General features: G+C 44.4%; 30 protein-coding genes and 1 rRNA gene. All 31 read right to left on the reverse strand.

All coding sequences use genetic code 11. The annotated features are described in order from the left end of the window. Nucleotides 1-190: ribosomal RNA gene (locus CIK00_RS06045) — 16S ribosomal RNA — on the reverse strand; the annotation flags it as partial. Between the two features lie 593 nt (nucleotides 191-783). Beyond that, a complete protein-coding gene (gene rplQ / locus CIK00_RS06050; RefSeq protein WP_101768024.1) occupies nucleotides 784-1,167 on the reverse strand; it encodes a 50S ribosomal protein L17 in 384 nt (127 codons plus the stop codon). Between the two features lie 34 nt (nucleotides 1,168-1,201). Continuing rightward, a complete protein-coding gene (locus tag CIK00_RS06055; protein ID WP_036789646.1) occupies nucleotides 1,202-2,191 on the reverse strand; it encodes a DNA-directed RNA polymerase subunit alpha in 990 nt (329 codons plus the stop codon). 23 nt (nucleotides 2,192-2,214) lie between these two features. Further along, the gene (rpsD, locus tag CIK00_RS06060) at nucleotides 2,215-2,835 is read right to left on the reverse strand and encodes a 30S ribosomal protein S4 (RefSeq protein ID WP_101768025.1); all 621 of its coding nucleotides are present in this window, start codon (nucleotides 2,833-2,835) and stop codon (nucleotides 2,215-2,217) included. Nucleotides 2,836-2,867: 32 nt separating this feature from the next. After that, complete coding sequence (rpsK, locus tag CIK00_RS06065) at nucleotides 2,868-3,257, reverse strand: 30S ribosomal protein S11 (RefSeq protein ID WP_005370963.1); 390 nt, start codon at nucleotides 3,255-3,257, stop codon at nucleotides 2,868-2,870. A gap of 19 nt (nucleotides 3,258-3,276) precedes the next feature. Beyond that, complete coding sequence (gene rpsM / locus CIK00_RS06070; RefSeq protein ID WP_005370966.1) at nucleotides 3,277-3,633, reverse strand: 30S ribosomal protein S13; 357 nt, start codon at nucleotides 3,631-3,633, stop codon at nucleotides 3,277-3,279. A gap of 145 nt (nucleotides 3,634-3,778) precedes the next feature. Then, nucleotides 3,779-3,892, reverse strand: a complete 114-nt coding sequence (rpmJ, locus tag CIK00_RS06075) for a 50S ribosomal protein L36 (RefSeq protein WP_101768026.1) — start codon at nucleotides 3,890-3,892, stop codon at nucleotides 3,779-3,781. A gap of 31 nt (nucleotides 3,893-3,923) precedes the next feature. Then, entirely contained in the window at nucleotides 3,924-5,249 is a 1,326-nt protein-coding gene (gene secY, locus CIK00_RS06080; protein WP_101768027.1) for a preprotein translocase subunit SecY, read from the reverse strand. 22 nt (nucleotides 5,250-5,271) lie between these two features. Beyond that, nucleotides 5,272-5,706, reverse strand: a complete 435-nt coding sequence (gene rplO / locus CIK00_RS06085; protein WP_101768028.1) for a 50S ribosomal protein L15 — start codon at nucleotides 5,704-5,706, stop codon at nucleotides 5,272-5,274. Nucleotides 5,707-5,711: 5 nt separating this feature from the next. Beyond that, nucleotides 5,712-5,891: a 50S ribosomal protein L30 gene (gene rpmD / locus CIK00_RS06090; protein ID WP_045032680.1), complete on the reverse strand. Its 180-nt coding sequence runs from the start codon at nucleotides 5,889-5,891 to the stop codon at nucleotides 5,712-5,714. A gap of 5 nt (nucleotides 5,892-5,896) precedes the next feature. Then, the gene (gene rpsE, locus CIK00_RS06095) at nucleotides 5,897-6,394 is read right to left on the reverse strand and encodes a 30S ribosomal protein S5 (protein ID WP_101768029.1); all 498 of its coding nucleotides are present in this window, start codon (nucleotides 6,392-6,394) and stop codon (nucleotides 5,897-5,899) included. A 12-nt stretch (nucleotides 6,395-6,406) separates the two neighbouring features. Then, nucleotides 6,407-6,760 (reverse strand): 50S ribosomal protein L18, encoded by a 354-nt coding sequence (rplR, locus tag CIK00_RS06100; RefSeq protein ID WP_045038823.1) that lies wholly within the window; start codon nucleotides 6,758-6,760, stop codon nucleotides 6,407-6,409. A 9-nt stretch (nucleotides 6,761-6,769) separates the two neighbouring features. After that, complete coding sequence (gene rplF, locus CIK00_RS06105) at nucleotides 6,770-7,303, reverse strand: 50S ribosomal protein L6 (RefSeq protein WP_101768030.1); 534 nt, start codon at nucleotides 7,301-7,303, stop codon at nucleotides 6,770-6,772. A gap of 12 nt (nucleotides 7,304-7,315) precedes the next feature. Continuing rightward, the gene (gene rpsH, locus CIK00_RS06110) at nucleotides 7,316-7,708 is read right to left on the reverse strand and encodes a 30S ribosomal protein S8 (RefSeq protein WP_101768031.1); all 393 of its coding nucleotides are present in this window, start codon (nucleotides 7,706-7,708) and stop codon (nucleotides 7,316-7,318) included. 37 nt (nucleotides 7,709-7,745) lie between these two features. Further along, the gene (gene rpsN, locus CIK00_RS06115) at nucleotides 7,746-8,051 is read right to left on the reverse strand and encodes a 30S ribosomal protein S14 (RefSeq protein WP_005370985.1); all 306 of its coding nucleotides are present in this window, start codon (nucleotides 8,049-8,051) and stop codon (nucleotides 7,746-7,748) included. A 15-nt stretch (nucleotides 8,052-8,066) separates the two neighbouring features. Beyond that, nucleotides 8,067-8,606 carry a 50S ribosomal protein L5 gene (rplE, locus tag CIK00_RS06120; RefSeq protein ID WP_101768032.1) on the reverse strand — a complete coding sequence of 180 codons (540 nt, stop codon included), beginning with the start codon at nucleotides 8,604-8,606 and terminating at the stop codon, nucleotides 8,067-8,069. Between the two features lie 15 nt (nucleotides 8,607-8,621). Then, nucleotides 8,622-8,933: a 50S ribosomal protein L24 gene (gene rplX, locus CIK00_RS06125; protein ID WP_101768033.1), complete on the reverse strand. Its 312-nt coding sequence runs from the start codon at nucleotides 8,931-8,933 to the stop codon at nucleotides 8,622-8,624. A 12-nt stretch (nucleotides 8,934-8,945) separates the two neighbouring features. After that, nucleotides 8,946-9,317 carry a 50S ribosomal protein L14 gene (gene rplN, locus CIK00_RS06130; protein WP_045032667.1) on the reverse strand — a complete coding sequence of 124 codons (372 nt, stop codon included), beginning with the start codon at nucleotides 9,315-9,317 and terminating at the stop codon, nucleotides 8,946-8,948. A gap of 164 nt (nucleotides 9,318-9,481) precedes the next feature. Next, nucleotides 9,482-9,736 carry a 30S ribosomal protein S17 gene (gene rpsQ / locus CIK00_RS06135; RefSeq protein WP_101768034.1) on the reverse strand — a complete coding sequence of 85 codons (255 nt, stop codon included), beginning with the start codon at nucleotides 9,734-9,736 and terminating at the stop codon, nucleotides 9,482-9,484. Beyond that, a complete protein-coding gene (gene rpmC / locus CIK00_RS06140) occupies nucleotides 9,736-9,927 on the reverse strand; it encodes a 50S ribosomal protein L29 (RefSeq protein ID WP_036789604.1) in 192 nt (63 codons plus the stop codon). The genes rpsQ and rpmC overlap by 1 nt, the downstream gene beginning before the upstream one ends. After that, entirely contained in the window at nucleotides 9,924-10,337 is a 414-nt protein-coding gene (gene rplP, locus CIK00_RS06145; RefSeq protein WP_101768035.1) for a 50S ribosomal protein L16, read from the reverse strand. The genes rpmC and rplP overlap by 4 nt, the downstream gene beginning before the upstream one ends. A gap of 11 nt (nucleotides 10,338-10,348) precedes the next feature. Further along, the gene (rpsC, locus tag CIK00_RS06150; protein ID WP_101768036.1) at nucleotides 10,349-11,038 is read right to left on the reverse strand and encodes a 30S ribosomal protein S3; all 690 of its coding nucleotides are present in this window, start codon (nucleotides 11,036-11,038) and stop codon (nucleotides 10,349-10,351) included. Between the two features lie 19 nt (nucleotides 11,039-11,057). Next, nucleotides 11,058-11,390, reverse strand: coding sequence for a 50S ribosomal protein L22 (gene rplV / locus CIK00_RS06155; protein ID WP_101768037.1), 333 nt, complete (start codon nucleotides 11,388-11,390; stop codon nucleotides 11,058-11,060). A 10-nt stretch (nucleotides 11,391-11,400) separates the two neighbouring features. Further along, the gene (gene rpsS / locus CIK00_RS06160; protein WP_080176518.1) at nucleotides 11,401-11,679 is read right to left on the reverse strand and encodes a 30S ribosomal protein S19; all 279 of its coding nucleotides are present in this window, start codon (nucleotides 11,677-11,679) and stop codon (nucleotides 11,401-11,403) included. Nucleotides 11,680-11,697: 18 nt separating this feature from the next. Then, on the reverse strand, nucleotides 11,698-12,522 hold the full coding sequence (gene rplB / locus CIK00_RS06165) for a 50S ribosomal protein L2 (protein WP_101768038.1): 825 nt from the start codon (nucleotides 12,520-12,522) through the stop codon (nucleotides 11,698-11,700). Between the two features lie 17 nt (nucleotides 12,523-12,539). Then, nucleotides 12,540-12,842, reverse strand: coding sequence for a 50S ribosomal protein L23 (gene rplW, locus CIK00_RS06170; RefSeq protein WP_036789589.1), 303 nt, complete (start codon nucleotides 12,840-12,842; stop codon nucleotides 12,540-12,542). Next, nucleotides 12,839-13,441, reverse strand: coding sequence for a 50S ribosomal protein L4 (gene rplD / locus CIK00_RS06175; RefSeq protein ID WP_036789587.1), 603 nt, complete (start codon nucleotides 13,439-13,441; stop codon nucleotides 12,839-12,841). The genes rplW and rplD overlap by 4 nt, the downstream gene beginning before the upstream one ends. Nucleotides 13,442-13,457: 16 nt before the next feature. Further along, entirely contained in the window at nucleotides 13,458-14,087 is a 630-nt protein-coding gene (gene rplC, locus CIK00_RS06180) for a 50S ribosomal protein L3 (RefSeq protein ID WP_101768039.1), read from the reverse strand. A gap of 14 nt (nucleotides 14,088-14,101) precedes the next feature. Further along, a complete protein-coding gene (gene rpsJ / locus CIK00_RS06185) occupies nucleotides 14,102-14,413 on the reverse strand; it encodes a 30S ribosomal protein S10 (protein WP_006232338.1) in 312 nt (103 codons plus the stop codon). 443 nt (nucleotides 14,414-14,856) lie between these two features. After that, nucleotides 14,857-16,041, reverse strand: coding sequence for an elongation factor Tu (tuf, locus tag CIK00_RS06190; RefSeq protein ID WP_101768040.1), 1,185 nt, complete (start codon nucleotides 16,039-16,041; stop codon nucleotides 14,857-14,859). Between the two features lie 100 nt (nucleotides 16,042-16,141). Next, nucleotides 16,142-18,247: an elongation factor G gene (gene fusA, locus CIK00_RS06195; protein WP_101768041.1), complete on the reverse strand. Its 2,106-nt coding sequence runs from the start codon at nucleotides 18,245-18,247 to the stop codon at nucleotides 16,142-16,144. Nucleotides 18,248-18,287 lie beyond the last annotated feature (40 nt).

Here is an 18,287-nt window from a genome sequence, read left to right on the forward strand (position 1 = left end):
AAGAGATTATGCGGTATTAGCTATCGTTTCCAATAGTTATCCCCCACATCAGGGTATATTCCCAAGCATTACTCACCCGTCCGCCGCTCGTCAGCAAAGAAAGCAAGCTTTCTTTCTGTTACCGCTCGACTTGCATGTGTTAGGCCTGCCGCCAGCGTTCAATCTGAGCCATGATCAAACTCTTCAATTAAAGTTTTGTTGGTCTTTCGACCGGCTCAATAAATACTGACTTTAAATACCGTAGTAAATTAAAGCTTTTTATCATTTAAAAAATGATAATTAAATAACTGTGCCAAAATAATCGCCTCTATAAATAGATTGGGTCATTTTGTATTGGTCACTCAGTTTATTGATAAATCTTTCGACTTAACTATTCAGTGAGTGCCCACACAGATTGCATGGTCAAATTGTTAAAGAACGTTACTGACTAACGGTAACCGATTGCGCCGTTGTCCGTATCAGTGAGGTCGTATTATAGGTAGTTTTCAGACACTGACAAGCACAATTTAAACAAATAAAATCGTTTGCTCATATTAAAAGCAAAATTGTTATTAATTGTTATTTTTATAACCTTACACTCATTATATATAGATTATGAGTGATGATAATGAATCAATAAAAAATGATTATTGATTTAGTGACAATAATGAACACTAACAATGGTGTTATCGATCTAATGAAAGCAGAGATAATAAATACACAACTAAAAGCAGAAGCTAAAAATAAAGCAAAAAAAAAGCCGAGTCCAAGGACTCAGCTTTCTTCTTATTTAACGGCTAGTGCTTATTCAGCAGTAGCTTCTTCCTTTGCAGGACGGTCTAATAACTCGATGTAAGCCATAGGAGCTTTATCACCAGTACGGAAACCGCACTTCATGATACGAGTATAACCACCAGGACGCGCTGCGAAGCGTGGACCTAGTTCGTTAAATAATTTCGCAACAACTTCGTTATCACGAGTACGAGCGAATGCAAGACGACGGTTAGCAACACTGTCGGTCTTAGCTAGGGTAATCAAAGGCTCAATTACGCGACGTAGCTCTTTTGCTTTAGGCAAGGTAGTCTTGATTAATTCGTGACATACCAGAGAGCTAGCCATGTTGCTGAACATCGCTTTACGATGACTGCTGTTGCGGTTGAGTTGACGACCACTCTTACGATGGCGCATGACCTAATCCTTCTAACTAGATATCAGTAAACTATTAATCTTCAGCGATTGATGCAGGTGGCCAATTTTCTAGGCGCATACCTAGAGATAGACCACGAGAAGCCAATACATCTTTGATTTCTGTCAAAGACTTTTTACCAAGGTTTGGCGTTTTAAGAAGCTCAACCTCAGTACGCTGAACAAGATCACCGATGTAATGGATCGCTTCTGCTTTCAGACAGTTAGCAGAGCGAACAGTTAGTTCAAGATCGTCTACAGGACGCAGTAGGATCGGATCGAACTCCGGCTTCTCTTCTTTCTCTTCAGGAACTCGTACATCGCGAAGATCTACAAATGCATCCAATTGTTCAGCAAGAATTGTTGCTGCACGGCGGATAGCTTCCTCAGGATCAAGTGTACCGTTAGTCTCCATATCGATTACAAGCTTGTCTAGGTCAGTACGTTGTTCTACACGTGCTGCCTCTACTGCGTAAGCGATACGGTCCACTGGGCTGTAAGTAGCATCTACTAACAAACGACCAATTGGACGCTCATCTTCTTCAGTGTGAATACGAGCTGATGCTGGTACGTAGCCACGACCACGTTCTACCTTGATGCGCATGCTTAATTCAGCATTATCATCAGTTAGATGGCAGATTACGTGTTCTGGGTTCGCAATCTCAACATCACCATCATGGGTGATGTCACCTGCAACAACAGGGCCTGCACCAGATTTGTTCAGAGTAAGAATAACTTCATCTTTACCCTCAACCTTAACGGCTAGACCTTTAAGGTTAAGAAGAATTTCAAGGATATCCTCCTGAACGCCTTCTTTGGTGCTGTACTCATGTAACACACCGTCGATTTCCACTTCAGTTACAGCACAACCTGGCATTGAAGATAGCAAAATACGACGAAGAGCGTTTCCTAGAGTGTGGCCGAAACCACGCTCCAACGGCTCTAGAGTTACTTTTGCGTGCGTAGAGCTAACTTGTTCGATGTCAACTAGACGCGGCTTAAGAAATTCTGTTACAGAACCCTGCATTGTGTCCTCTCTTAACTGTAGCTTTACTTAGAGTAAAGCTCGACGATCAGGTGTTCGTTGATGTCGGCAGACAAATCAGAACGTTCTGGAAGACGTTTAAACGTACCTTCCAACTTGCTGCTGTCTACTTCGACCCAAGTCGGTAGTTCACGCTGTGTAGCAACTTCAAGAGCTGCTTGAATGCGTGCTTGGTTCTTAGCTTTCTCACGAATGCTAACAACGTCGTTTGCCGCTACCTTGAAAGAAGGAACGTTTACGACTTGACCATTAACTAGAATCGCTTTGTGGCTTACCAATTGACGTGATTCAGCGCGAGTTGCACCAAAGCCCATACGGTAAACTACGTTATCTAAACGACCTTCAAGAAGCTGAAGCAAGTTTTCACCTGTGTTACCCTTAATACGGGCAGCTGTCTTGTAGTAGTTACGGAATTGTTTTTCTAGTACGCCATATGTACGACGAACTTTTTGCTTCTCACGAAGCTGAACGCCGTAATCAGATAGACGACCGCGACGAGCACCATGTTGGCCCGGAGCGTTATCGATCTTACACTTGGTATCAATCGCACGTACACCAGACTTAAGGAATAAGTCGGTGCCTTCGCGACGGCTAAGCTTTAGCTTAGGACCCAAATATCTTGCCATTTTTCTTTCTCCAATTTCCTAGAAACGAAACGTTATACGCGACGTTTCTTAGGTGGACGACAACCGTTATGAGGGATCGGAGTCGCATCAACAATGTTAGTGATACGGAAACCCGCTGCGTTTAGAGCGCGGATTGTAGACTCACGACCAGGACCAGGGCCCTTAACCATAACTTCTAGGTTCTTAACGCCATATTCTTTGGCCATTTCACCACAACGTTCAGCAGCAACCTGTGCAGCGAACGGAGTAGATTTACGAGAACCACGGAAACCTGAACCACCTGCAGTTGCCCATGAAAGAGCATTACCTTGACGGTCAGTAATGGTTACGATTGTGTTGTTGAAAGAAGCATGGATGTGCGCAACGCCATCGGCTACTTGCTTGCGTACGCGCTTACGAGCGCGAGTTGGTTGTTTTGCCATTGTACTCTACCTTATCCGACTATTTTTTGATCGGCTTGCGCGGACCCTTGCGGGTACGTGCGTTGGTTTTAGTACGCTGTCCACGAAGAGGTAGACTGCGACGGTGACGAAGACCACGGTAACAACCAAGGTCCATAAGACGCTTGATGTTCATGGAAATTTCACGACGAAGATCACCTTCTACAGTGTACTTAGCTACACCATCACGCAGTAGATCGATCTGTTCTTCAGTTAGTTCACTGATCTTAACATCTTCAGCAATACCCGTCTCAGCTAAGATAGCTTGAGAACGAGTCTTACCGATGCCGTAAATCGCAGTTAATGCGATTACAGCGTGTTTCTGATCAGGAATGTTAATGCCTGCAATACGGGCCACTATTCACTCCTAGTACTTTACAAGAATAACCGCTGCAGAGCCCGTTCAGGATACGCAGCGGTGGTACAATTCTTTTGCACATAACAAAAGATGGTTGACTAATTTAGCCAACCTCTCTTCAATTTGCAAGAAATATTTCTGCTAATTAACCTTGGCGTTGTTTATGCTTTGGTTCACTGCAAATTATACGCACAACACCGTTGCGCTTAACAACTTTACAGTTACGGCAGATTTTCTTAACGGAAGCACGAACTTTCATTGCTAAACTCCGTAAATATGGAAAACTAAACTTAACGGCCATAGCCTTTTAGATTAGCTTTTTTCAAAACTGACTCATACTGTTGAGACATTAAATGTGTCTGAACTTGAGCCATGAAATCCATGATAACAACAACTACGATTAGTAGGGAAGTTCCGCCAAAATAAAAACGGACGTTCCATGCAATCATCATGAACTCGGGGATCAGACAGATAAAGGTAATATACAACGCACCCACAAGGGTTAGTCGAGTCATTACTTTATCAATGTACATTGCGGTCTGTTCACCCGGGCGAATACCAGGTATGAATGCTCCAGACTTCTTCAAGTTATCAGCTGTCTCACGAGGGTTAAACACCAACGCGGTATAGAAGAAACAGAAGAATATAATTGCAGCAGCGTAAAGCATTACATAAAGTGGCTGTCCTGGACTAAGGGCAAGTGAAATATCACTTAACCAACCAAGACCTTCACTTTGTCCAAACCACTGAGCCAGTGTGCCTGGAAACAAAATAATACTCGATGCGAAAATTGCTGGGATTACACCTGCCATGTTGATTTTCAACGGAAGGTGTGTGCTCTGCGCTGCAAAGACACGACGGCCTTGTTGACGCTTGGCATAGTTAACGACAATACGACGTTGACCACGCTCCATGAACACTACAAAGTAAATCACAGCAAAAGATATAACCACAATTAATAGTAGAAGAAGTACGTGCAATTCACCTTGACGCGCTTGCTCTACGGTCTGTCCAATAGCTGGCGGTAGACCAGCAACGATACCAGTAAAAATAATTACAGATATACCGTTACCAATACCACGCTCGGTAACTTGTTCACCTAACCACATTAAAAACATGGTACCGGTAACCAAACTAACTACAGCAATAAAGTAGAAACTAGGACCTGGATTATGTACCAAGCCTGGAATCATACTCGGTAACCCCGTTGCAATACCAATTGCTTGGAAGGTTGCCAATACAAGCGTACCGTATCGGGTGTACTGACTAATCTTACGACGACCAGCTTCACCTTCTTTCTTCAACTCAGCCAAAGCTGGATGAACTACAGTTAACAACTGGACAATAATGGACGCAGAAATATACGGCATTATGCCCAGAGCTAAAATAGAAGCACGCGAGAGTGCACCACCAGAGAACATGTTAAACATCTCAATGATGGTACCCTTTTGCTGTTCGAACAGACTGGCAAGTACAGTAGCGTCAATACCAGGAATAGGCACAAAGGATCCAGCTCGGAATATTAATATCGCACCTAATACAAAGAGAAGGCGTGACTTAAGCTCTGCTAGGCCACCTTGTCCGCTACGAAAATCTTGTCCTGGTTGTTTAGCCATCTGTACCTCATCCTCGAGTTAATTATTCCTCGATTTTACCGCCAGCAGCTTCGATAGCAACTAAAGCGCCTTTAGTAATGCGTAGGCCTTTCACTGTTACTGAACGAGCGATATCACCAGAAAGTACAACTTTCACGAACTTAATGTCCTTAGTGATAACATTCGCAGCTTTTAGTGTTTCAAGGCTTACAACATCACCTTCAACTTTCGCTAGCTCAGCTAGACGAACTTCAGCAGTTACTAGGCTCTTACGAGATGTAAAACCGAACTTTGGTAGACGCTGTTTCAAAGGCATTTGACCGCCTTCAAAACCGGGGCGAACAGAACCACCTGAACGTGATTTCTGACCTTTAACACCACGGCCACAAGTTTTACCTAGACCTGAACCGATACCACGGCCTACGCGCTTCGCAGAAGGCTTAGAACCAGCAGCAGGTGATAGAGTATTCAAACGCATAGTGATTACTCCTCAACTTTAACCATATAGTGAACTTTATTGATCATGCCGCGTACGCAAGCAGTATCTTCAAGTTCCACAGTATGGTTGATGCGACGAAGGCCTAGGCCGCGCAAAGTAGCTTTATGCTTCGGTAAACGACCGATAGAGCTCTTTGTTTGGGTTACTTTAATAGTCTTAGCCATGTCGATTACTCCAGAATTTCTTTAACAGAAAGACCACGTTTTGCCGCGATCATTTCTGGAGAGTTCATTCCACTTAGACCCAAAATTGTTGCGCGAACAACGTTAATTGGATTAGTAGAACCATATGTTTTAGCTAGTACGTTACGGATACCCGCAACTTCTAGCACTGCACGCATTGCGCCGCCAGCGATGATACCAGTACCTTCTGATGCAGGCTGCATGTACACTTGAGAACCAGTGTGACGGCCTTTAACAGCGTGGTGTAGAGTACCTTTGTTGATTGCGATCGTAACCATGTTACGACGTGCTTTTTCCATCGCTTTCTGGATTGCAGCAGGCACTTCACGTGCTTTACCGTAACCAAAACCGATGCGACCGTTACCATCACCAACTACTGTTAGTGCAGTAAAGCTGAAAATACGACCACCTTTAACCGTTTTTGAAACACGGTTAACAGCGATCAGTTTTTCATTCAAATCTGATTGTGTCTTTTCGTTAGCCATCTTCCGCCTACCTTAGAATTTCAGACCAGCTTCACGAGCAGCTTCTGCTAGTGTCGCGATACGGCCGTGGTATTGGAAACCAGAGCGATCAAATGCAACGTTAGAGATGCCTTTTTCAATCGCGCGCTCAGCAATAGTTTTACCTACAACTGCAGCAGCGTCTTTGTTTCCGGTGCTCTTAACTTGCTCACGGATCGCTTTTTCTAAAGTAGAAGCGGCTGCAATAACCTCAGAGCCGTTTGGTGCAATTACCTGAGCGTACACGTGACGTGGAGTACGGTGTACAACTAGGCGAGTTGCACCCAGTTCAGAAATCTTACGACGTGCTCGGGTCGCACGACGGATACGAGATGTTTTCTTATCCATAGTGTTACCTTACTTCTTCTTAGCTTCTTTAGTACGCACAACTTCATCTGCGTAACGAACGCCTTTACCTTTATAAGGTTCAGGGCTACGGTAAGCGCGAATATCAGCGGCTACCTGACCAACTACCTGCTTATCAATACCTGTAAGTACGATTTCAGTTTGTGATGGACACTCAGCTTTGATACCAACAGGAAGTTCGTGCTCAACTGGATGAGAGAAACCTAGAGTTAAGCCTACAGCATTGCCTTTAATAGCAGCACGGTAACCTACACCCTTCAAAGTCAGCTTCTTAGTGAAGCCTTCGGTAACACCAACAACCATGTTGTTAACTAGTGCACGAGCAGTACCTGCTTGAGCCCAAGCTTTATCGAACCCTTCACGAGGACCGAAAGTAACTTTGTTTTCTTCCAAAGTTAGAACTACTGCTGGATTCATAACGCGAACTAATTCGCCTTTTGGACCTTTAACAGTAATTTCCTGACAGTTAAGATTAACTTCTACGCCGGCAGGGAAAACTACTGGTGCTTTTGCAACACGAGACATGTTCTACTCCTATTATGCTACGTAGCAGATAATCTCACCGCCAAGGCCCGCTTTGCGTGCAGCGCGGTCGGTCATAAGACCCTTGGAAGTGGAAACGATAGCAATACCAAGGCCACCCATCACTGATGGTAGCGCACCTTTTTTCTTGTAGATGCGTAGACCAGGACGTGATACACGTTGGATTTGCTCAATAACTGGGTTAGCTTCGAAGTACTTAAGTGTAACTTCTAGCTCTGGCTTAACTTCACCTGTAACAGTGTAGTCTGCCACAAAACCTTCTTCTTGTAATAAAACTGCAATTGCAACTTTAAGTTTAGAAGATGGCATTTTTACAGCAACTTTTTTCGCTGCCTGACCGTTACGAAGACGGGTCAGCATATCCGAAATCGGATCTTGCATGCTCATAAGTTAATACTCCGTGATTCTGAATTGCTTACTGGCATTACCAGCTTGCTTTACGTAGACCCGGAATCTCGCCTTTCATGCAAGCTTCACGAACCTTGATACGGCTAAGACCGAACTTACGTAGGTAGCCGTGTGGACGTCCAGTCTGGTTACAGCGATTACGCTGACGAGACTTCGCAGAATCACGTGGTAATGACTGAAGTTTAAGCACTGCATTCCAGCGATCTTCTTCAGACGCATTCACGTCGCTAATTAGAGCTTTTAGCGCAGCACGCTTTTCAGCGAACTTAGCTACTAGCTTGGCACGTTTAGCTTCACGTGCCTTCATTGATTCTTTAGCCATTAGTAACCCTTACTTTTACTTACGGAATGGGAAGTTAAAAGCAGACAGTAGAGCTAGAGCTTCTTCATCAGATTTAGCAGAAGTTGTGATTGTGATATCTAAACCACGCACACGATCCACTTTATCGAAATCGATTTCTGGGAAGATGATCTGCTCACGAACGCCCATGCTGTAGTTACCACGACCATCGAATGATTTCGGGTTTAAACCACGGAAATCTCGAATACGAGGTACAGCAATTGAAATTAGACGCTCGAAAAAGTCCCACATACGCTCGCCACGTAAGGTTACTTTACAGCCAATAGGGTAGCCCTCACGGATCTTAAAGCCTGCAACTGACTTGCGTGCTACTGTGATTAGCGGCTTCTGACCTGCAATTGCAGTCATGTCAGCAGCAGCGTTTTCTAGCAGCTTCTTGTCGTTGATAGCTTCGCCCACACCCATATTAAGTGTGATCTTTTCGATCCTTGGGACTTGCATGATACTCTTGTATTCGAACTTGCTAGCAAGGTCTTTTACAACAGTCTCTTTGTAGTAATCATGCAGTTTCGCCATAGTACTACTCCAAACTTACTTGATAGTTTCGCCAGTCGACTTGAAGAAACGAACTTTTTTCTCGTCTTCAAATCGGAAGCCTACACGGTCCGCTTTACCTTGACCGTTAACGATAGCAACATTAGACGCATCGATCGCAGCTTCCTGCTCAACAATACCGCCTTGAACACCCATTGCCGGAACCGGCTTCTGGTGTTTCTTAACCATGTTAATACCTTCAACGATAACTTTACCGGTTGCTAGAACCTTAGTTACTTTACCAGTCTTACTTTTATCTTTACCAGCAAGAATGATAACTTCGTCGTTACGACGGATTTTAGCTGCCATTATAGTCGCTCCTTAAAGTACTTCTGGCGCTAGTGATACAATCTTCATGAATTTCGTATTACGAAGTTCACGAGTCACAGGGCCGAAAATACGAGTACCGATAGGTTGCTCAGTGTTGTCGTTCAACAATACGCAAGCATTACGGTCAAAGCGAATGACAGAGCCATCTTGACGACGAACGCCTTTACGGGTGCGTACAACCACCGCTTTCAGGACATCACCTTTTTTAACTTTACCGCGTGGAATTGCTTCCTTTACAGTAATCTTGATGATGTCACCGATATGTGCATAGCGACGGTGAGAACCACCCAGAACCTTAATACACATTACGCTACGTGCGCCGGAGTTATCCGCAGCATCAAGCATACTTTGCATTTGGATCATGTTAGTGCTCCGCTAATTTAAAATATCTAGACCCAAATCGAGTCGACATACCTTTTCTTCAAAGGCGGCGAATAATAACACCATTTTCGACCGATGGGTAGATAAAAAAATGAACGGCCCTAAGTTTTTCAGGGCCGCTTACTTAAGTAGTTGTTAAGTACGTATTAAATACGAGCTTTTTCAACTACACGTACAAATGTCCAAGATTTAGTCTTTGACATTGGACGGCACTCACGAACTTCAACCATATCACCTAGGTGACATTCGTTGTTTTCGTCATGTGCATGAAGCTTAGTCGTGCGTGTGATGTACTTACCGTAAATCGGGTGCTTCACTTTACGCTCGATAGCAACAACAATAGACTTATCGCCTTTATCGCTAACTACTCGACCAAGCTGAGTACGGATTTGATCGCTCATTATGCGCCAGCCTTCTCAGTCAGTACAGTTTTAACACGTGCGATATCACGACGTACAGTTTTAAGATTATGAGTCTGCTGTAGTTGACCAGTTGCAGCTTGCATACGCAAGTTAAACTGTTCGCGAAGCAAATTCACAAGCTCTGCATTAAGCTCTTCAACGCTTTTCGCGCGTAGATCTAGTGCATTCATAACATCACCGCCTTAATTACGAATGTTGTCTTGATTGGTAGCTTACGTGCAGCAAGATTAAATGCCTCACGAGCTATTGTTTCAGGAACACCACCCATTTCGTATAGAACTTTACCTGGTTGAATCTGTGCAACCCAGTACTCCACACTACCTTTACCTTTACCTTGACGAACTTCAAGAGGCTTAGAAGTGATTGGTTTGTCTGGGAATACACGAATCCAGATTTGGCCCTGACGTTTTACATGACGAGTCATAGCACGACGTGCAGCTTCGATCTGACGAGCAGTTAGACGACCACGGCCAACTGCTTTAAGACCAAATGTACCAAAGCTTACATCAGTACCGTTCGCTAAACCGCGGTTACGGCCTTTAAAGGCCTTGCGGAATTTAGTGCGTTTAGGTTGCAGCATCAATAAACTCCTTATTTACGGCTTTTGCGCTGCTTCTTAGGCTTGTCAGCCTTTGGCTCTTCAACCGGCATGCCGCCTAGAACTTCACCTTTGAAGATCCAAACTTTAACGCCGATAACACCGTATTGGGTGTGAGCCGAAGAAGTTGCGTAGTCAATGTCAGCACGAAGAGTGTGTAGAGGCACACGGCCTTCACGGTACCACTCTGAACGTGCTATTTCAGCGCCACCTAAACGGCCACCTACTTGAACTTTGATACCCTGAGCGCCAAGACGCATGGCGTTTTGAACTGCACGCTTCATCGCGCGACGGAACATTACACGACGCTCTAGCTGAGACGAAATACTGTCTGCTACTAGTTGACCATCTAGTTCTGGTTTACGTACTTCAGCGATGTTGATCTGAGCTGGAACGCCCGCGATCTTCGCTACTGCTGCACGTAGTTTCTCTACGTCTTCGCCTTTCTTACCGATTACTACGCCTGGACGAGCAGTGTGAATAGTCACACGGATGCTCTTCGCAGGACGCTCGATAACGATGCGTGATAGAGATGCTTTTGCTAGTTCCTTAGTAAGGAACTTGCGTACCTTGAAATCGCCGTCTAGGTTGTCAGCGAATTCTTGGCTGTTAGCAAACCAAGTGGTATTCCAAGGCTTACAGATGCCTAAACGAATACCATTAGGATGTACTTTCTGACCCATTGCTTTCTCTCCTAGTCTCTTAGCGGTCTGCTACAACAACAGTGATGTGGCTAGAACGCTTCAAGATGCGATCGGCACGGCCTTTAGCACGAGGCATAATACGCTTCATGGTAGGGCCTTCGTCAACGAAGATTTTAGTGACATTAAGATCATCAATGTCTGCACCTTCGTTGTGTTCTGCGTTAGCGATAGCTGAATCTAGAACTTTCTTGATTAACTCAGCAGCTTTTTTATTACTGAAGTTAAGAATTTCTAGAGCTTGAGCAACTGGCTTACCGCGCAGTTGATCTGCAACCAAACGAGCTTTTTGCGGCGAAATGCGAGCAAAGCGATGTTTAGCGATAGCTTCCATTACCTACTCCTTAGCGCTTTTTAGCTTTCTTATCCGCAGTATGACCGCGGTAAGTACGTGTTGGTGCAAATTCGCCTAGCTTGTGACCGATCATTTCTTCAGAAACGAAAACAGGAACGTGCTGACGACCATTATGGACAGCGATGGTCAAACCAATCATCTGAGGGATGATCATTGAGCGACGGGACCAAGTCTTAACAGGCTTTTTGTCTCCGCTTTCCAACGCTTTCTCTACCTTCTTCAGCAAGTGTAGGTCAATGAATGGACCTTTCTTGAGAGAACGTGGCATGGCGTATCCTCTTTATAATTACTTATTACGACGACGTACGATGTACTTGTCGGTGCGCTTATTGCTACGAGTCTTATAACCCTTAGTTGGAACGCCCCAAGGTGTTACTGGATGACGACCGCCTGATGTACGACCTTCACCACCACCATGTGGGTGATCCACTGGGTTCATTACAACACCACGTACAGTTGGACGAACACCGCGCCAGCGTGAAGCACCTGCTTTACCAAGTTCACGTAGCATGTGTTCTGCGTTACCAACTTCACCTAGAGTCGCACGACTGTCAGCAAGAACTTTACGCATTTCACCAGAACGTAGACGTAGAGTCACATAAGTGCCTGCACGTGCAATGATCTGAGCGTATGCACCAGCTGAACGAGCCAGCTGTGCGCCTTTACCAGGCTTAATCTCAACACAGTGTACTGTTGAACCTACAGGGATGTTGCGCATTGGTAATGTATTACCAACTTTGATAGCAGCATCTTCGCCAGACTGGATCATATCACCAGCTTGCATACCTTTAGGTGCAATAATGTAGCGGCGCTCACCGTCTGCGTACAGAACTAGAGCAATGTTTGCGCTACGGTTTGGATCGTATTCTAGACGTTCAACTTTCGCTGGAATGCCATCTTTAGTACGTTTAAAGTCAATTAGGCGGTAATGTTGTTTATGACCACCACCAATGTGACGTACTGTGATACGACCGTTATTGTTACGACCACCGCTCTTAGAGTTTTTCTCTAAAAGAGGTGCGTACGGCTTACCCTTATGCAGGTCAGAGTTAACCACTTTAACTACGTGGCGACGACCTGGGGAAGTCGGCTTACATTTTACAATAGCCATTCTTCTTTGCTCCTAGCCTACTCTGCACTACCAGCGAAGTCGATGTCTTGACCTTCTTTCAAGATAACATACGCTTTCTTCACGTCTGAACGACGGCCTTGGCGCATACCTTGACGTTTGGTCTTACCCTTAGTGATAAGAGTATTTACAGACTTAACTTCAACCTCAAACAGTTTTTCAACTGCTGCTTTGATCTCTCTCTTTGTCGCAGTAATAGCAACTTTAAACACGATAGTATTCGCGTTTTCAGCAGCCATTGATGCTTTTTCAGAGATGTGCGGAGCACGTAGAACTTTTAAAATACGCTCTTCAGTGATCATGCTAACATCTCCTCGATTGCTTTAACTGCAGCTGCAGTCATTACAATTTTATCGAAAGCGATTAAGCTAACTGGATCGATTGCCGCTGCATCACGTACGTCTACTTTATATAGGTTACGTGCTGCAAGGAATAGATTCTCATCTAATTCGCCAGTTACGATAAGTGCATCAGTCAGCTCAAGCTCTTTAAGCTTAGCTACTAGTGCTTTTGTCTTTGGTGCTTCTAGAGTAAAGTTTTCAACAACGATTAAACGCTCTTGACGAACTAACTCAGAAAGAATGCTCTTCATAGCACCGCGGTACATTTTCTTGTTTACTTTTTGGCTGTGATCCTGAGGACGAGCAGCGAAAGTAACACCACCAGAACGCCATAGCGGACTGCGGATTGTACCTGCACGAGCGCGACCAGTACCTTTCTGGCGCCATGGCTTAGCGCCACCACCAGAAACGTCTGAACGAGTCTTCTGAGCACGTGTACCCTGACGAGCACCTGCTGCAAATGCAACAACTACTTGGTGTACAAGCGCTTCATTGAAATCACGCCCAAAAGTAGTTTCGGAGACAGTTAGCGCGTTAGCGCCTTTGACTACCAATTCCATTACTAACTCCTCGACGTTACGCTTTAACAGCTGGTTTAACGATCACGTTGCCGCCTGTAGCACCAGGGACTGCACCTTTAATAAGAAGCAGATTGCGCTCAGCGTCAACACGTACGATCTCTAGGTTTTGAGTCGTTACACGCTCAGAACCCATATGACCAGCCATTTTCTTGCCTTTAAATACGCGACCTGGAGTTTGACATTGGCCAATTGAACCCGGAGCGCGGTGAGACAAGGAGTTACCATGGGTCATATCTTGAGTACTGAAATTCCAGCGCTTAATAGCACCCTGGAAGCCCTTACCTTTAGAAGTACCAGTAACGTCTACTTTTTTAATTTCGTTAAAGATTTCAACACTTAGCTCAGCGCCAACTGCGAATTCTTCATTATTTTCTAGACGGAATTCCCAAAGACCGCGACCAGCTTCAACACCTGCTTTCGCAAAGTGACCAGCTTCTGGCTTAGATACGCGGCTAGCTTTCTTAATTCCAGCTGTTACTTGAATAGCGTTGTAACCGTCAGTTTCTACAGATTTAACCTGAGTAACGCGGTTGTTTTCAACTTCAACAACAGTAACTGGAATAGAAATGCCATCTTCGGTAAAGATGCGGGTCATGCCCACTTTACGACCGATTAGACCAATCATTCTCTTATCTCCCCTTAACCTAAGCTGATCTGAACGTCAACGCCAGCTGCTAGATCTAGACGCATCAGAGCATCAACAGTTTTATCTGTAGGCTCAACGATGTCGATAAGGCGCTTGTGAGTACGAATTTCGTACTGGTCACGTGCGTCCTTATTAACGTGAGGAGAAGTAAGAACAGTAAAACGTTCTTTGCGAGTAGGAAGAGGGATTGGACCCTTAACCTGTGCGCCAGTACGTTTAGCTGTTTCAACGATTTCCGCAGTTGACTGATCGATCAAACGGTGATCGAACGCCTTTAGACGGATACGAATACGTTGGTTCTGCATTAGACAGAGCTCCAAATAAAAATTACACAAACAATATCGCCACTCACGTTCGTAAAGACGAAGGAATGTCGATTGATTTATGTGAACGTAGCATCCCTATCGGATGCATTGTCAGCCAATTTAATGACTGCGAACATAAGTCAGAGTATTCATTATGAAACATACCCGGCATAGCCTGCAGTAAGTTTCTCCTCAATGCTTATTGGTTCACAACAGCACTTACAAGACTTCGTCTCAGGCAGTGTCGAGCATTATACAGATCACATTTTTGAAAGCAAGCCTTGATCGATAAATAAGCAACTTTCTAGTTATTCATTTAATTTATCAGTAGCTTACAATCTATTTATGCTGTTATTTACTCGAAATTATAACGGCTAATAATTTATAGATATAAAAAAGAGAGCCGAAGCTCTCTTTTTTTTGTACATAAGTACTAAATGTTATTAAGCAACGATAGTTGCAACAACACCAGCACCAACAGTACGACCACCTTCACGGATAGCAAAACGTAGACCTTCATCCATCGCGATAGGTGCGATTAGAGTAACAGTCATAGAGATGTTATCACCAGGCATTACCATTTCAACGCCTTCTGGTAACTCGATAGTACCAGTTACGTCAGTTGTACGGAAGTAGAACTGTGGACGGTAACCTTTGAAGAAAGGAGTATGACGACCACCTTCATCTTTAGAAAGCACATAGATTTCTGAAGTGAAAGTTGTGTGTGGAGTGATTGAACCAGGCTTAGCAAGAACTTGACCACGTTCAACTTCATCACGCTTAGTACCACGTAGAAGAACACCAACGTTCTCACCAGCACGGCCTTCGTCAAGAAGCTTACGGAACATCTCAACACCAGTACATGTAGTAGTGATAGTGTCGTGAATACCGATGATAGCTACTTCGTCACCAACTTTAACAATACCTTGCTCAATACGACCAGTTACAACAGTACCACGGCCTTGGATTGAGAAAACATCTTCGATTGGAAGGATGAATGGTAGATTGATAGCACGCTCTGGCTCTGGGATGTAAGTATCTAGAGCTTCAGCTAGTTCAACAATCTTAGCTTCCCACTCAGCTTCGCCATTTAGCGCGCCTAGTGCAGAACCCATGATTACTGGGCAATCATCACCTGGGAAATCGTACTCAGAAAGAAGTTCACGAACTTCCATCTCTACTAGTTCAAGTAGTTCTTCATCATCAACCATATCACATTTGTTCATGAATACGATGATGTAAGGAATACCAACTTGACGACCAAGTAGGATGTGCTCACGTGTTTGTGGCATAGGACCGTCAGTTGCAGCAACAACTAGGATACCACCATCCATTTGAGCAGCACCAGTGATCATGTTTTTAACATAATCGGCGTGTCCAGGACAGTCTACGTGTGCGTAGTGACGAGAAGGAGTATCGTATTCTACGTGAGAAGTAGAGATTGTGATACCGCGCTCGCGCTCTTCAGGAGCGTTATCGATAGATGCGAAGTCTTTAGCTGTACCACCGTACACTTTTGCAAGTGTAGTACAGATAGCAGCTGTTAGAGTTGTTTTACCGTGGTCAACGTGACCGATTGTACCAACGTTAACATGCGGTTTTAGACGTTCAAATTTTTCTTTAGACACAATTGTGTTCCTTCCTAGTTAAGATACGCCCCCTACTAGGTCGGGGACGGCTCTGAAGTTTGTATTTTATGCGCCAATAGCCATTGACGCAATAATGAAATTAAATACGTTCAGCAATAATTTTATCAGTAACGTTCTTTGGCATTTCAGCGTACTCGCTAAACTCCATAGAATAAGACGCGCGGCCTTGTGTTGCTGATCGTAAATCAGTTGCGTATCCAAACATTGCTGATAGTGGAACTTGGGCACGAATAATTTTAATACCCGCGTTGCCTTCTTCCATACCTTCGATCATGCCTCGGCGACGGTTAAGGTCGCCAACAACATCACCCATCCAATCTTCTGGCGTGGTAATTTCAACTTTCATCATCGGTTCAAGCAGAACTGGAGTTGCATCAAGTGCACCTTGTCGAAATGCCATTGAACCAGCGATTTTAAATGCAATTTCGCTTGAATCAGTGTCGTGGTAAGAACCATCAACTAACGTCGCTTTAACGTCAATCATTGGGTAGCCTGCTAACACGCCACTCTTCATTTGTTCTTCAATACCCGTAGCAACCGCACTAATATATTCTTTAGGTACGCTGCCACCGACAATTTCATCAACAAAGACGAAACCTTCGCCCGGCTCTGATGGTTCAAGATTCAACCATACATGACCATATTGGCCACGGCCGCCAGTTTCACCAGCTTGACGAATAAATTTACCTTCAACTTTAGTGTTACCACGAATGGTTTCACGATAAGCAACCTGAGGTTTACCCACGTTACAGTTGACGTTAAATTCACGCTTCATACGATCGACGATGATATCTAGGTGAAGCTCACCCATGCCAGAAATTAGAATCTGACCTGATTCAACGTCGGTTTCAACGCGGAAAGATGGGTCTTCTGCTGCTAGTTTATCTAGCGCGATTGTCATCTTATCTTGATCTGCTATAGAACGTGGTTCAACCACGATCTGAATAACTGGTTCAGGGAAATCCATACGCTCTAGAATCACTTTATGATTCTGATCACACAGAGTATCACCTGTTGTTGCGAATTTAAGACCAATAGCAGCGGCGATATCGCCAGCACGAATTTCTTTGACCTCTTCACGTTTATTAGCATGCATCTGAACAATGCGGCCTAAACGCTCGCGTTTTTCTTTAATGGTGTTGTAAACAGTATCACCTGAATTTACTACACCTGAGTATACACGCATGAAAGTCAATGTACCTACGAACGGGTCGGTTGCGATTTTGAACGCTAGTGCTGAGAATGGTTCGTCATCACTTGAATGACGCTCAACAGGGTTACCGTGTTCGTCTTCACCTGTAATTGCTTTTACTTCTGTTGGTGAAGGTAAATAATCAACAACAGCATCTAGTACGGCTTGAACACCTTTGTTCTTAAATGCAGAACCACAAGTTGCCAATACGATTTCGTTGTTGAGGGTACGTTGACGAAGACCTGCCTTAATTTCAACTTCAGACAGCTCAATACCTTCAAGGTATTTATCCATTAGTTCATCATTAGCTTCAGCTGCTGATTCAACTAAGTTCATACGCCACTCATCTGCTAACTCTTGCATGTCAGCAGGAATATCATAATAAGTAAAGCTAGTGCCTTGATCAACATCAGACCAGCTAATGGCCTTCATTTTAATTAGATCAATGACACCTTTAAATTCATCTTCAGTACCAATATTTAATTGCAGCGGTACTGGTGTTGCGCCAAGACGGTGTTTGATCTGCTCAATAACGCGGAAGAAATCTGCGCCAGTGCGATCCATCTTGTTAATAAAAACGATACGAGGAACTTCATATCTATCGGCCTGTCGCCATACAGTCTCAGACTGAGGCTCTACACCTGAAGCACCACAGAACACAACTACAGCACCATCTAGTACACGCAGTGAACGTTCAACTTCAATAGTGAAATCTACGTGTCCTGGAGTATCAATGATGTTGATTCGGTGCTCGTCGAACTGCTTGTCCATACCGCGCCAAAAGGTGGTCGTTGCAGCAGAGGTGATCGTGATACCACGTTCTTGCTCCTGCGCCATCCAATCCATAGTAGCAGCGCCGTCGTGTACTTCACCAATCTTGTGAGATAGGCCTGTATAAAACAGGATGCGCTCGGTAGTGGTTGTTTTACCGGCGTCAACGTGAGCACAGATACCAATATTACGGTAGCGCTCGATAGGCGTTTTGCGAGCCACGGTTGTATCCTCTTACTAAGGTGAACCTTAGAAAATGGTT

The sequence above is a fragment of the Photobacterium carnosum genome, assembly GCF_002849605.1.
In the GTDB taxonomy this organism is placed as follows: domain Bacteria; phylum Pseudomonadota; class Gammaproteobacteria; order Enterobacterales; family Vibrionaceae; genus Photobacterium; species Photobacterium carnosum.

Bases quoted from the DNA above. Each gene is read 5' to 3' on its own strand.
- rplQ (WP_101768024.1), bottom strand. From the start codon at position 1,167: ATGCGCCATCGTAAGAGTGGTCGTCAACTCAACCGCAACAGCAGTCAT.
- CIK00_RS06055 (WP_036789646.1), bottom strand. From the start codon at position 2,191: ATGCAGGGTTCTGTAACAGAATTTCTTAAGCCGCGTCTAGTTGACATC.
- rpsD (WP_101768025.1), bottom strand. From the start codon at position 2,835: ATGGCAAGATATTTGGGTCCTAAGCTAAAGCTTAGCCGTCGCGAAGGC.
- rpsK (WP_005370963.1), bottom strand. From the start codon at position 3,257: ATGGCAAAACAACCAACTCGCGCTCGTAAGCGCGTACGCAAGCAAGTA.
- rpmJ (WP_101768026.1), bottom strand. From the start codon at position 3,892: ATGAAAGTTCGTGCTTCCGTTAAGAAAATCTGCCGTAACTGTAAAGTT.
- secY (WP_101768027.1), bottom strand. From the start codon at position 5,249: ATGGCTAAACAACCAGGACAAGATTTTCGTAGCGGACAAGGTGGCCTA.
- rplO (WP_101768028.1), bottom strand. From the start codon at position 5,706: ATGCGTTTGAATACTCTATCACCTGCTGCTGGTTCTAAGCCTTCTGCG.
- rpmD (WP_045032680.1), bottom strand. From the start codon at position 5,891: ATGGCTAAGACTATTAAAGTAACCCAAACAAAGAGCTCTATCGGTCGT.
- rpsE (WP_101768029.1), bottom strand. From the start codon at position 6,394: ATGGCTAACGAAAAGACACAATCAGATTTGAATGAAAAACTGATCGCT.
- rplR (WP_045038823.1), bottom strand. From the start codon at position 6,760: ATGGATAAGAAAACATCTCGTATCCGTCGTGCGACCCGAGCACGTCGT.
- rplF (WP_101768030.1), bottom strand. From the start codon at position 7,303: ATGTCTCGTGTTGCAAAAGCACCAGTAGTTTTCCCTGCCGGCGTAGAA.
- rpsH (WP_101768031.1), bottom strand. From the start codon at position 7,708: ATGAGCATGCAAGATCCGATTTCGGATATGCTGACCCGTCTTCGTAAC.
- rpsN (WP_005370985.1), bottom strand. From the start codon at position 8,051: ATGGCTAAAGAATCAATGAAGGCACGTGAAGCTAAACGTGCCAAGCTA.
- rplE (WP_101768032.1), bottom strand. From the start codon at position 8,606: ATGGCGAAACTGCATGATTACTACAAAGAGACTGTTGTAAAAGACCTT.
- rplX (WP_101768033.1), bottom strand. From the start codon at position 8,933: ATGGCAGCTAAAATCCGTCGTAACGACGAAGTTATCATTCTTGCTGGT.
- rplN (WP_045032667.1), bottom strand. From the start codon at position 9,317: ATGATCCAAATGCAAAGTATGCTTGATGCTGCGGATAACTCCGGCGCA.
- rpsQ (WP_101768034.1), bottom strand. From the start codon at position 9,736: ATGAGCGATCAAATCCGTACTCAGCTTGGTCGAGTAGTTAGCGATAAA.
- rpmC (WP_036789604.1), bottom strand. From the start codon at position 9,927: ATGAATGCACTAGATCTACGCGCGAAAAGCGTTGAAGAGCTTAATGCA.
- rplP (WP_101768035.1), bottom strand. From the start codon at position 10,337: ATGCTGCAACCTAAACGCACTAAATTCCGCAAGGCCTTTAAAGGCCGT.
- rpsC (WP_101768036.1), bottom strand. From the start codon at position 11,038: ATGGGTCAGAAAGTACATCCTAATGGTATTCGTTTAGGCATCTGTAAG.
- rplV (WP_101768037.1), bottom strand. From the start codon at position 11,390: ATGGAAGCTATCGCTAAACATCGCTTTGCTCGCATTTCGCCGCAAAAA.
- rpsS (WP_080176518.1), bottom strand. From the start codon at position 11,679: ATGCCACGTTCTCTCAAGAAAGGTCCATTCATTGACCTACACTTGCTG.
- rplB (WP_101768038.1), bottom strand. From the start codon at position 12,522: ATGGCTATTGTAAAATGTAAGCCGACTTCCCCAGGTCGTCGCCACGTA.
- rplW (WP_036789589.1), bottom strand. From the start codon at position 12,842: ATGATCACTGAAGAGCGTATTTTAAAAGTTCTACGTGCTCCGCACATC.
- rplD (WP_036789587.1), bottom strand. From the start codon at position 13,441: ATGGAATTGGTAGTCAAAGGCGCTAACGCGCTAACTGTCTCCGAAACT.
- rplC (WP_101768039.1), bottom strand. From the start codon at position 14,087: ATGATTGGTCTAATCGGTCGTAAAGTGGGCATGACCCGCATCTTTACC.
- rpsJ (WP_006232338.1), bottom strand. From the start codon at position 14,413: ATGCAGAACCAACGTATTCGTATCCGTCTAAAGGCGTTCGATCACCGT.